Here is a 12,546-nt window from a genome sequence, read left to right on the forward strand (position 1 = left end):
TTAATTATCGTAATTTCTGATTTGCATTGCCTGTGGAGAAAACGAATGATTAAGCGGGCCGGAACCTTTTCCGGTTATAATATCTTTCCCCGCTTCAATAGCCCCGGCTATATAAATTTTAGCCAACCGGATTGATTCCGGCAGCGAATTCCCAAGCGCAACATAGGCAGCAATAGCAGAAGAAAGTGTGCAGCCTGTTCCATGGACGTTTTTACTTTCAATATAATCGCTTTCAAAAATCTGTGGTTTTTCACCTTTTTGGACAAAAACATCGAATAATTTGGGGGCGATCAGATGTCCGCCTTTAAGCAAAACAGCCTGACAACCTTTGTCAATCATCTCCTCAGCCGCCCCGATCATTTCATCAGAATTTTCTATTTCTCTGCCAACCAGAATTCTGGCTTCATCCAGATTTGGTGTTATTAAAGCAGCACGTGGAAATAATTCTTTCCACAAAACATCAATGGTTTCATCCTGAATCAGTTTAGCACCGCTTGTGGAAACCATAACCGGGTCAAAAATGACAAATCCAGGTTGAAAACGATCCAGAATTTCTGCGATAATTACAGCTGTCTCGACTGTATTAATCATGCCTATTTTGACTGAATCGATGATTATATCTTCAAAAACTGCTTCCAATTGTAATTTCAAAAACGCGCCTGGTACGGGATGAATGGCTCGAACACCTGTTGTATTTTGCGCTGTTAAAGCAGTAATAGCAGAAGCACCATATGCGCCGAGTGCGGCAATTGTTTTAAGATCGGCCTGAATTCCTGCCCCTCCCCCGCTATCGGATCCTGCAATGGTGAGTACTGTGGAATAGCGTTTCATATTTTTTCAATTTTGTTGATCAGAAATTTTAAATATCTAGCAGCTTCAAAAGGAGAAATGGCGCTACAAATGGCCGAAATGATCGCAATTCCTTCCGCTCCGTTAGAAATGGCTTCCGCTGTATTTGTTTCGTTTAATCCGCCTATTACTACAAGCGGATGTTTGCTGTTTGCTTTAACCCATTTTAGGCCATCCATTCCCCAGGGTCTTAAAGTATCTGTTTTTGAAGGAGTTGAAAATAATGGACTCACGGCAAGGTAAGTTAAATCCCAATTTTCCGCTTCTAACACATCTTCTTTTGTCTCGGCGGATAGACCGATTATTTTTTCTGGCGGCAATAGGTCTTTAAGCATTTCATATGGCATATCACTTTGTCCAACGTGCACACCATCGGCGTCGCTGGCAAGTGCAATATCAACACGATCATTTATAATAAGTGGGACATTGTAGGGAAGAAGTATATCTTTCATCTTTTTTGCCCGGTCTATAAAAGCGCGGGTTCCTAAGGATTTTTCCCGAAGTTGAACCATCGTCACGCCGCCTTTTACTGCTTCTTCCACAACCCAGAACAGATCTCTGCCGAGACAGGCATTTTCATCGGTTACGAGGTATAGTTGCATAATTTTTATTTTTGTAATTAAGGATTTAGGAAAGTTGGTAGCTATAATTATGCCACCCCTTCGGGGTTTTGGCCGGATATTACGTTTCTCCGCTATAATAATGTCATCCCTTCGGGATTGTGTAATTCGAAAGCCAAAATTGATAAAATCAAACATTGAGTTTGAGATTTTATCAAATCCCGAAGGGATAACATTATTATAGAAAACATATTACCAACAACCATTTCTAACCCCAACGGGGTGACATAATTGATAAAGCGTTCTCTGCTATATCTAAACCTGAAACATTCAACCAATTCAAATCCCGAAGGGATAACATTATTATAGAAAACATATTACCAACAACCATTTCTAACCCCAACGGGGTGACATAATTGATAAAGCATTCTCTGCTATATCTTAACCTGAAACATGCAACCAATTCAAATCCCGAAGGGATGACATTATTATAGAAAACATATTACCAACAACCATTTCTAACCCCAACGGAGTGACATAATTGATAAAGCATTCTCTGCTATATCTTAACCTGAAACATGCAACCAATTCAAATCCCGAAGGGATGACATTATTATAGAAAACATATTACCAACAACCATTTCTAACCCCAACGGAGTGACATAATTGATAAAGCATTCTCTGCTATATCTAAACCTGAAACATTCAACCAATTCAAATCCCGAAGGGATGACATTATTATAGAAAACATATTACCAACAACCTTGTTATAACCCCAACGAGGCGACATAATTGATAAAGCATTCTCTGCTATATCTTAACCTGAAACATTCAACCAATTCAAATCCCGAAGGGATGACATTATTATAGAAAACATATTACCAACAACCATTTCTAACCCCAACGGAGCGACATAATTGATAAAGCATTCTCTGCTATATCTAAACCTGAAACATTTAACCAATTCAAATCCCGAAGGGATGACATTATTATAGAAAACATATTACCAACAACCATTTCTAACCCCAACGGAGCGACATAATTGATAAAGCATTCTCTGCTATATCTAAACCTGAAACATTTAACCAATTCAAATCCCGAAGGGATGACATTATTATAGAAAGGATATTACGAACTACGTTCTATAACCCCAACGGGGTGACATAATTGCGTCCAACCAATTTTCTACTATTAATTTGATAACCAAATTTTTATATTGATTTCCACCAACTACTACAACCTAACAACCGCCAATTCCGCCAACTCTTCCGGCGACAATTCCGATAATAAATCTAAAAATGCAATCTGAAATGATCCTGGCGACTTGGCTTTTTCAAACGCCTTTTCACCACAAACACCCATCATTACAGCGGCAGAAACAGCCGCTTCAAAGCCATCCGACTGAATTGCGAGAAATGCACCGGCAATGGCCGACGCCGAACAACCCATTCCCGTAACTTTGGTCATAAGCGAAACACCATTGTCAACATAAGCCACTTTTTCACCGCTGACAATGACATCCGTAGCGCCACTGACACTAACCACACAGCCATATTTCTGACTTAATAATTTCGCAGCTTGCAGACTATCCGTAGAATTTGCAGTGCTGTCTACCCCTTTTGTCTGAATATTATTTCCTGCCAATGCAAGGATTTCAGAGGCATTCCCACGGATTAAAGTTGGAGACGCTGTATTTAGTAATTCAGTAAGTGTGACATTCCGATAAGCAGTAGCACCTGCGCCAACCGGATCCAGAATAATTGGTTTACCAAATTTCACAGCCGCCGACATCGCCCTCTTCATACCTTCCACCCAGGCAGGCGAAAGTGTTCCGATGTTGATTACCAAAGCTCCTGCAATGGCTACCATATCTTCAACCTCTTCCACAGCATGTGCCATAACGGGTGATGCGCCAATTGCTAAGAGCGCGTTGGCGGTATAATTCATTACGACAAAATTTGTAATGTTATGAACAAGAGGCGATTTTGCTCTTAACTCTGTCAGATTTTCAGCAAGATTAAATTTCATTTTTACCGGGTTTTGAAAGAAAACAAAACGAATCGGCCCTGGACAGCAGTACCCGGAATTGAGATAACAAAAGTTAAAACTTCTGTTTAAACGCTTTTTCCTACGACAGTACAAACTGTTTCAGGTTCAAAGGGTATTTCTCAGTCCAATTTCGGACACCCCTAAAGCCATTCTTATCTGCGAATGTAGTAGTTTTGGTCATTATTAAAAACAGAAAGTATTTTTAACACTGGTTTTTCTTAACCTTGCTATCTCACATCTAAACTCTATTTTTTTACAAATGATTAAAGCGGCAATATTTGACATGGACGGATTGCTTATCGATTCAGAACCGATCTGGACGGAAGCAGCCACGGAAGTGATGCAAAAAGTAAACTTCAAACTAACCCACGACCTGAAACTTCAGACAACCGGCTTGTCTATAAAATTATTTCTTGAATTCTGCTACCGCATACAGCCCTGGAACACACCCAACCGCGCAGAGCTCGAACACGAGATTTTAACGATTGCACACAAAAATATTATTGCCAACGCCAAGCCTATGCCTGGTGCGATTGATCTGATCAAAAACCTTCATGCTGAAAAAATAAAACTGGCTGTTGCTTCTGCTTCTCATATGGAACTCATTGAAGCGGTACTCCGGAGACTTGAAATCATTGATTATTTTGATACCTGGCATTCCGGGGAACTCGAAGAACATACCAAACCACATCCGGCTGTATACATTTCGACAGCTGCAAAACTGGGCGTTCCGGTTCATGAGTGCATTGCTTTTGAAGATTCTTTCACCGGTCTTCGTTCCGCCTATGCCGCCAAAATGATAACAATCTGTGTTCCAACAGCAGAAGTATACAACGATCCGAAATTTGATCTTGCCCATTACAAATTGCACTCACTGGAAGAATTTGACATTCTGGCCGTAGGAGTTTAAGAATAAATGCGATATTAGCCCGGAAGAAAATTTTTCTTCTTATAGAATTCCTTAGCCATAGAAAAATCAGATTAGCATGACCGGTCTTCGCCATTTCAGTATTATGATTGCTGTCCGGATAACGGTCATCATTCTTACAGTTATCCTTTTGTTCCGGTTGGTTGAATTTCATACCAATGAAGGTCTGATTTATATTCTGGGCTCTATTATTGTTTTTGTCCAGGCTTCTTTACTCTATAATTATGTGACGAAGGTCAACAGAAAGCTGATTTATTTCCTGGAATCAGTTCGCTATTCTGACTTTACGATCAATTTCCGGGCGGACAATACCATGGGTACTACGTTCCGCGAACTGAACCAGCAATTCAATGAAGTGTTGGAGGCATTTCGTCAGGCAAGGGCTGAGAAAGAGGCAAGTTTGCAATATCTGAATACCATTGTTCAGCATATCGGAACAGGCTTAATAACTTTTGACGGCACCGGACAGGTTAATATTATTAACAGTGCAGCTTTGCGGATGCTGGGAATTTACCGGCTTCAGCAGCTTAGCGAACTTGAAGACAAACATCCGAGATTGTACGAGTTACTGGCCAATCTGAATTCCGGTGTCAGGGAATTGTACCGCACGCCGGCAGATCAACCGCTTGCCTTACAGGGAGCTTCTATTCAAATGCATGGAAAATGGGTCCGGATCGTGGTTTTACAAAATATTCAGACGGAACTTCAACAGCAGGAAGTGGAATCATGGCAAAACCTTACCCGTGTTTTACGGCATGAAATCATGAATTCGATGACACCAATTGTTTCACTGGTTGGGACGATGCGGCTGATTGTAAATGAAGATATTGAACCAAGCACATCCAATCAGGAGGCTGTAAGTGATTTGAAAGAAGCTTTACAGACGTTGGAAAAACGAAGCAAAGGTATGATGCAGTTTGTAAATGCATACCGCGATTTCACTACGCTGCCAAAACCAAATTTTGCCACGTTAGCCGTACAGGAATTGCTCCATGATGTCATGCAGTTATTGCAGACAGACCTCACTGCCGCGGGTGTTTTATGGCAAATCAACATTAAACCGGAAACACTTTCGCTCAAAGCAGACAGCGCACAGATTCAACAGGTTTTGATCAATCTGATCAAGAATGCTTCTGAATCTTTCACATCACAAAACAGTAGAACGATTTCTATTAATGCATATATTACTGATGGCGTAACCATTATAGAAGTTGAAGACAACGGAGATGGCATTGAACCTGAGGCACTTGACAATATTTTTATTCCATTTTACACAACAAAAAAAACGGGGTCCGGTATTGGCCTAAGCCTTTCCCGCCAGATCTTGCAGCAGCATGGCGGACAATTAAATGTGCGGTCTGAGGTTGGGAAAGGTACTGTTTTTTCGCTGGTAATATAGTTTTTTAGGTTACACGGAGGTTCACAGAGGTAAAAAAAGGGACACAGAGGTTTTGTTTTAGCAATAATTTTTAGCCCTTAACTTTTTTTCTCTCCAACTGATTTTTATTACCCGTCCGACGGTAGAAAAAACCGTCGGACGGGTGGCTCATGAAATAAACTTGGGAACAGTCCACCCATAAAACTCTGTGCCCCCTCTTTTTAACTCCGTGTAACCTAAACAAGTCCTCGCAAGCCGGAAAAACCTTTTCCAAGCACAGCCTGATCATCCGCATTTAACCAATCCTTCAAAAGAGAAGAATATAAATCCCTGAAATCGAGCGAGTAACGCAGATCACCGCCATCCAGATCTGTCAGATTCGGGGCTTCATTATAAACTATGGAACTGCGAGGCGGGCCGCCGATTAGAAACACATTATTAGCAGTTCCATGATCTGTTCCGTTGCTTCCATTTTGTTTTACCCTCCTGCCAAATTCACTGAAAGTCATGATCATTGTCCGATCCAGTTGTCCTTGTTTTTTCAGATCGTCAACAAAAACACTTACAGCATCGGCATATTGTTTTAATAATTTATCTTGTTGATTTCTTTGTCCCACGTGCGTATCAAACCCCGAAAGCGAAACATAATAAACCTGAGTATCCACACCGGAAACGATTAATTCTGTTATGGTTTTCAAACTTTTGCCAAGTTCAGTATCAGGATAATCGCTGTAACTTCCTTTGACCTGACCTTTTTGATATAGATAATCTGCACTGGATTCTGTATCCGCCAGCGTTTTGTACAAATAACTTACCTGATCATGATCATCGTCAGAATGATGGATTGTTTTGGCAAGATTTCCGGCCATGCCATTTTTCGTTTGACGATATAATTTTTGCGGATCCAGCATCGCCAGTCCGTTTGCCTTGTTGCCTTTCATAGCCAGACTAAGCGTATCGTCAATTTCCAGCATATGATGCGGTTTTATTTCACAGCCTGCACAAGTAGAATCCAGGTAACGGCCAAGCCAGCCTGTATTTAAATATTGATCCGCATTACTTGCCGTTTGCCAGATATCCATCGACCGAAAATGGGAGCGATCAGGCTTTGGGTAACCTACATTATTCAAAATCCTGACACGACCGTCATCATAAAGTCTGCGGAGAGGCTCTAATGCCGGATTTAAACCTATCTCATCGTTTAACGTTAATATTTTTTCTTTTTCAATCGCCAGAACAGGACGCTCACGGTAATAAATATCATTACGATATGGAATCACCGTATTCAATCCGTCATTACCACCAGACAACTGGATCACAACCAGAATCTTCCCATTCGGATCGGCTGAAATTCCGGTTTCATGTGCTTTCAAAAAATGCGGGATCATCATTGTTCCGGCTGTGGCCAAAACCGAAGTTCTTATAAAATCACGTCTTTTCATTTTGGATTTAATTTTATGAAAATTAACTGATTTGATATTCTGGCAGGCCCATAATGGCCAATGTCAGTTTTCGGATGTATTGTGTGCGATCCGGAATAATAGTTTCTTTACCGGTAATTAAAGCCATAACCATTGGGTCCGGTTTTACGGCCAATAATTCTTCACACAAAAAATCTGGTAATTTCTGATTATCAATTTTTTCAAACCGTTTCGCCCATTGATCCCAATCCACATTGATTTTGGAATTTTCATCTTTCTTTTTTATCGTTTGATCATTGACATCACCGCTTTCTTTTGCCTTTATTTTTTGCGTCGTTACACCAGCCATTAAATTCGGCAGCTGCATCCGGAATAATAAGCTGGAACTGTCAATCCAGTTACGTCCTCCCGGCCAGCCTGCAACATTTGGAGGATAAAAGAGAATTTGACCTAAAACCTTTTGTATGTATAACACAGGTTCCTTATTGACAAAATCTGCATTCAAAGTGCGCTGAATACCAATCACCAATTCAACAGGCGATTTTATCAACATGTTTTTCAGAGAATCTTCGTAAAACCATTTGGCAGAAAAAATACTATGCATTAGCTGACTAATGTCATAATCGGATTTGTAAAAATCCTCAGCAAGCTCAGCAATTCGTTTTTCGTCAGGAATTTCACTCACGAAATACCGGTAAATCTTGGCAGTTATAAATCTTGCAGTCTGTTTTTGTTCCAAAAGGATTTTGATAATATCATCGCCCTGGAAATTACCGTTTTTGCCAAGAAAATTCTTTGTATCGCTGTCATGGGCTTTTTCCCTGAATTCAAATTTCCCTTTGGCATTGAATCCCCAACCGGTAAATGCCCTCGCTCCTTCTTTTACATCTTTTTCAGTATAATTTCCTCGCCCAAGTGTAAACAATTCCATGACTTCCCGCGCGAAATTTTCATTCGGTTTGTTCTTCCTGTTTTGCTGATTATTGAGAAATTGGAGCATAGCAGGCTCCTTTGAAACCGCCGTTAACATTTCACCAAAATTGCCAAGCGCATTTTTTCTTATCGTGTTGAGATAACTTTGCACAAAAGCCGCATCCTGTACCCGACAAGCAAAGTGGCCGTGCCAGAAAAGCGACATACGCTCACGAAGTGTCGTTTCACCTTTTGCCATTTTGGACATCCAGGCCAGATTGAGTTCCCGGATTTCTTCCCGGTTTTTCTTCATCTTTTCTTTTTTCATGGCATCCGCATCGGGCATCATAGTTCCTTCGCTCATAAGTGGCGGCTCTGTTTCTTTTCTTACCGTTTCAATCGGTGTAAAATTTCCACTTTCATGAAAAAGTTGGTTTAGCGCTTTTTTGATAGAAATATCTCTATCCGGCAAACCTCCAAAACCTGCTCTTCGATACAAATGCAGTACGTCATTACTTATATTTAAATCTTTCATAAGAACGTATTTTATTATTGGACTAACCAATTCGCCGAAGGTTTAACTGATTTTAGGTTTACCTTTAAATAATTAACAATCAAATCAATAAGAAATAGCCACGCTTCGTTTAGAGAATATTATTATATCTTATTAATAAATATTTATATTGATAAGAAGACAGGATTACAACTATTTTTGATATTTATCTGTCCTGATGAAAACGAAGAGATATGAGAAAAATATACTATATTTTTTTGGCAGGAATTCTGCTTGGCGCCTGTCAGAAATCGTCTGTTGATAAAAAAGAAGAAGGACTTATTCGTTACAAGGAAACGGTGCCAATCAATGATGTGCCATCCGCGTCACTTACTTTTTTTGAGGTAACAGATACCCGCTGCCCGGGAATTAATTGTCTTGTTGCGGGTTTCGTTTTTATAGATATATCGCTCGACGGCGCTACTATGGATGGAAAAATCACAAATCACATAAAAATCTGTGCCGGGTGCGAAGTAGGAATGCCAGACACCCTGGATTACAAATTTGCAGGTCAGGAATATCGTTTTATTTTGAAATCTGTATTACCGCTTGTGAGGCCTCAGGGAGAGATTAAGAAAACAGATTATGCGATTTCTCTGGACATTAAGAAGAAGTAAAACGAAATTTCAACAAATGATATGATACAATATTCAATTTACTTTCTGGTTTTGCTTATAGGATTTTCGTCTTGCAAAACGGAAAAAGTTACCTTGCAGGAAGGCACTGTATTATTAAATTATCAGAAACCGCTAACCATTGATGAATCAACAAAAACCGCGGCTACCTTTACAGAAGTTGCAGATTCACGTTGTCCGGAAAATGTCAATTGTATATGGAGCGGCTCTGTAACGGTTGACCTGTTACTGGATATCCAAAGCCAGAAAACGCAAAAGGAGCTTAAACTTTGTCTGTATTGCATGGCTGCAAAAGATGGGAGCAAAATTCTCCCAAGTTCAGATGTCGATCTTGGTGGCGAAAAGTACCGGATTGAACTACAATCCGTAACGCCATCCCCTAATACGGAAATTCAAAAGAAAAAAGAAGACTACGTTATTTCAATAAAAATTGATAAAATATAAAACAAAAAATGGAATACCGGACTGAGCAATCAACTCCGATATTCCATTCTATCATTCTCTCATTCAAGCATTTCCTGCCAGCTTGCTCTTCTTATACCCGTAACTAAAATAAATCACGAGTCCGATCGCGAGCCAGATTACGAAAATCAGCCAGTTGGATGCGCCAAGTTCCGTCATGAGGTAAAGATTGGTAAGAATTCCTGCTACCGGAAGTACTGAAAAATTCAGTTTGAAACTTAATATTGAAAGTATAATCCAGGTAATCCAGAAAATTACAGTCAGGAATTTATGCTCAAAAATTTCGGCTACCGTTAATCCTTTCCATTCAGCAATAATATTTTCTCCATAAAAAGCGAGTCCTGCTACGGCTGCCAGCAAACCAAATCCTACCAAAAACTTGCCATTTAAATAAGGAACTCTAAATTTCGACTGTTTTGAAATCCCCGAATGATCCAGATAAAGCACGCCGCTGCAAACCAGAATAAAAGCGAAAAATGTACCAACACTGGTTAAGTCCACAAAGAAATCCATCTTAAAAAATAACGCGGGAATACCTACGACCAATCCCGTTACAATGGTAGCAAAAGATGGCGTGTGAAATTTAGGGTGAATTTTAGAGAATTTTTTCCATAATAAACCGTCACGGCTCATCGTCATCCAGATTCTCGGCTGTCCAAGTTGATATACCAAAAGTGCACTTGTAATAGCAATAACGGAACTGACAGAAATTAGTCCTGCCATGAAATCCAGACCAATACTTTGGAATACAAAAGCGAGTGGATCGCTGACATTTAATTCCTTATAGTTGACCATACCCGTCAGCACCAGCGTGATCAAAACGTACAAAACCGTACAGATCATCAAACAGTAAATCATGGCTTTCGGCATATCACGCTGCGGATCCTTACATTCTTCTGCGGTTGTAGAAATAGAATCAAAACCAATAAATGCAAAAAACACAGCGGCTACACCACTCAAAACTCCTTTAACCCCGTTAGGCGCAAACGGTGTCCAGTTCTCCGGTTTCACATAAAAAGCTCCGGCAAAAATCACCAGCAATACCACACCGATTTTAAGAACGACCATAATATTACTGGCCGTCCGTGATTCCTTTATTCCAATATAAACCAGACTGGTTACCAGAGCCGTAATAAGTCCGGCAGGCAGATCCAGAATGATATGAAAATCTCCGATTGTGGGTGCTGTTTGATAAGCAAGTGCACCAAGTTTTTCAGCTGCCGACAAAGATCCCATTCCACTGCTTTGCAATTTATGAAATGCGTCAGCAGCCGATCCGGGATCTATTGTGAGATAACCCGGAATAACGATCCCGAAACCTTCGAGCATACTTACAAAATATTTTGACCACGAAATGGCCACCACCATGTTGGAAACTGCATATTCCAAAATTAACGCCCAGCCGATAATCCAGGCGAAAAGCTCACCAAAAGCGACATAGGCGTAAGTATAGGCACTTCCTGAAACCGGAACGGTACTCGCAAATTGTGCATACGACAAGGCTGTAAAAACACAGGCGATGGCTGTAAAAACAAATAAAAGAGATACTGCCGGGCCGCCGTTGTAACTAGCCAGACCGATGGTACTGAAAATCCCGGCACCAACAATGGCGGCAATACCCAATGATACCAAATCCCTGACGCCGAGTATTTTGGTTAACCCACCATTTTCATTCGCATGAGCATCTTTTAAAATCTGTTCAACTGTTTTTTTACGAAATAGTGAAGTATTTTTTTCCATCCGGGTTTGTGAGATTAACCATTTATTTGATACACAAAAGCGAAAATAAGGATATTCCTATATCATCATGTTATAAGGTCAAAATTTGTTGAATTAATCATCCTAATTCCACGGATAATTCTTTGTTTTCAATTTCCTGACAAATTCAATTTTATACAACACTGATAAAACCTTCTGACTATTCGGTAAATGGTAATTTAACTTTATATTTACGATTACTTCTTCCTACGCCCCGTTTAAGCAATTGCTATGAAATGTGCCCTGAGTTCAACACTTATTTTTTCAATCTTTTTACAAAGTGCGTGGGCACAAAACCTGTTGTCATATACCACGGCGCAGGCACATTCGCACAATGACAACCGCCAGCTTAGACCTTTCAATGAAGCCAGCGCACAGCAGTTTGGTTCTGTTGAAACGGATTTGCTGCTAAAAAACGGAATACTTTATTCTGTGAATCATATCGAAGACACCACGCCGGAAAGAACTTTCGAAAATCTTTATCTCGGGCCGATGCTGGCGCAGCTGGAAAAAAACAGCGGACAGATTTATTCCCAAAAAGATATTTCATTTCAGTTTCTGATTGACATAAAAACCAAAGCAGTTGAAACCCTGGATATGCTGGTAAAAGAATTGGAAAAGCATCCGGAAATTATTTCCCCTTCCAGCAATATCAAAATCGTGGTAAGCGGAAATATTCCGGTGCCCGAATTATTCTTCCAGTATCCTGCTTATATTTCTTTTGACGGAAATCCCGACATCGCTTATACGCCTAAACAACTTGAGCGCATCGCTTTAATAAGTCAGCCATTTTCAAAATATACAAGTTGGAACGGCGAAGGCCCTTTGCCAAAAAATGATAAAAAACTGATCGCCAAAGTCGTTCAGAAAACCCATGGGCTGAATAAAAAAATCCGTTTCTGGGATACGCCGGACAATATCAATACCTGGAAAACCATGATGAGCCTTCAGGTTGATTTTCTGGATACAGGAAAAGTGATACAAATGGGCGATTATTTGAGAACTGCGCCCCGTTGATAAAAATAAAATCCTAAAATAATA

General features: G+C 40.2%; 11 protein-coding genes and 1 riboswitch. Of the genes, 5 read left to right on the plus strand and 6 right to left on the minus strand.

What is annotated here, in order from left to right; genetic code table 11:
• The 3 genes from thiD to thiM all read right to left on the minus strand — a co-directional run bounded on the left by thiD (nucleotide 1) and on the right by thiM (nucleotide 3,437).
• The gene (gene thiD, locus FDK13_RS15260; RefSeq protein ID WP_137340863.1) at nucleotides 1-831 is read right to left on the minus strand and encodes a bifunctional hydroxymethylpyrimidine kinase/phosphomethylpyrimidine kinase; all 831 of its coding nucleotides are present in this window, start codon (nucleotides 829-831) and stop codon (nucleotides 1-3) included.
• A complete protein-coding gene (gene thiE / locus FDK13_RS15265; protein ID WP_137340864.1) occupies nucleotides 828-1,451 on the minus strand; it encodes a thiamine phosphate synthase in 624 nt (207 codons plus the stop codon). The genes thiD and thiE overlap by 4 nt, the downstream gene beginning before the upstream one ends.
• 1,191 nt (nucleotides 1,452-2,642) lie before the next feature.
• Nucleotides 2,643-3,437, minus strand: coding sequence for a hydroxyethylthiazole kinase (gene thiM, locus FDK13_RS15270; RefSeq protein WP_137340865.1), 795 nt, complete (start codon nucleotides 3,435-3,437; stop codon nucleotides 2,643-2,645).
• An 80-nt stretch (nucleotides 3,438-3,517) separates the two neighbouring features.
• Nucleotides 3,518-3,610: riboswitch (TPP riboswitch) on the minus strand.
• Between the two features lie 107 nt (nucleotides 3,611-3,717).
• On the opposite strand from thiM, the gene hxpB reads away from it, so the two are divergent.
• Complete coding sequence (hxpB, locus tag FDK13_RS15275) at nucleotides 3,718-4,368, plus strand: hexitol phosphatase HxpB (protein WP_137340866.1); 651 nt, start codon at nucleotides 3,718-3,720, stop codon at nucleotides 4,366-4,368.
• A gap of 76 nt (nucleotides 4,369-4,444) precedes the next feature.
• Complete coding sequence (locus FDK13_RS15280; RefSeq protein WP_229216049.1) at nucleotides 4,445-5,785, plus strand: sensor histidine kinase; 1,341 nt, start codon at nucleotides 4,445-4,447, stop codon at nucleotides 5,783-5,785.
• 215 nt (nucleotides 5,786-6,000) lie between these two features.
• Here the strand turns inward: FDK13_RS15280 and FDK13_RS15285 are convergent, their stop codons facing one another.
• On the minus strand, nucleotides 6,001-7,206 hold the full coding sequence (locus FDK13_RS15285) for a DUF1501 domain-containing protein (protein ID WP_137340867.1): 1,206 nt from the start codon (nucleotides 7,204-7,206) through the stop codon (nucleotides 6,001-6,003).
• 22 nt (nucleotides 7,207-7,228) lie between these two features.
• Complete coding sequence (locus tag FDK13_RS15290) at nucleotides 7,229-8,632, minus strand: DUF1800 domain-containing protein (protein WP_137340868.1); 1,404 nt, start codon at nucleotides 8,630-8,632, stop codon at nucleotides 7,229-7,231.
• 212 nt (nucleotides 8,633-8,844) lie between these two features.
• Here FDK13_RS15290 and FDK13_RS15295 point away from each other — a divergent pair, with 212 nt between their 5' ends.
• The gene (locus tag FDK13_RS15295) at nucleotides 8,845-9,267 is read left to right on the plus strand and encodes a hypothetical protein (protein WP_137340869.1); all 423 of its coding nucleotides are present in this window, start codon (nucleotides 8,845-8,847) and stop codon (nucleotides 9,265-9,267) included.
• Between the two features lie 21 nt (nucleotides 9,268-9,288).
• Entirely contained in the window at nucleotides 9,289-9,729 is a 441-nt protein-coding gene (locus FDK13_RS15300) for a hypothetical protein (protein WP_137340870.1), read from the plus strand.
• Between the two features lie 63 nt (nucleotides 9,730-9,792).
• Here FDK13_RS15300 and FDK13_RS15305 read toward each other — a convergent pair whose 3' ends face one another.
• Nucleotides 9,793-11,487 (minus strand): amino acid permease, encoded by a 1,695-nt coding sequence (locus FDK13_RS15305; RefSeq protein WP_137340871.1) that lies wholly within the window; start codon nucleotides 11,485-11,487, stop codon nucleotides 9,793-9,795.
• 249 nt (nucleotides 11,488-11,736) lie between these two features.
• Here FDK13_RS15305 and FDK13_RS15310 point away from each other — a divergent pair, with 249 nt between their 5' ends.
• The gene (locus FDK13_RS15310; protein ID WP_137340872.1) at nucleotides 11,737-12,522 is read left to right on the plus strand and encodes a PI-PLC domain-containing protein; all 786 of its coding nucleotides are present in this window, start codon (nucleotides 11,737-11,739) and stop codon (nucleotides 12,520-12,522) included.
• Nucleotides 12,523-12,546: the final 24 nt, after the last annotated feature.

Source organism: Dyadobacter frigoris, assembly GCF_005280585.1.
Taxonomy (GTDB): domain Bacteria; phylum Bacteroidota; class Bacteroidia; order Cytophagales; family Spirosomataceae; genus Dyadobacter; species Dyadobacter frigoris.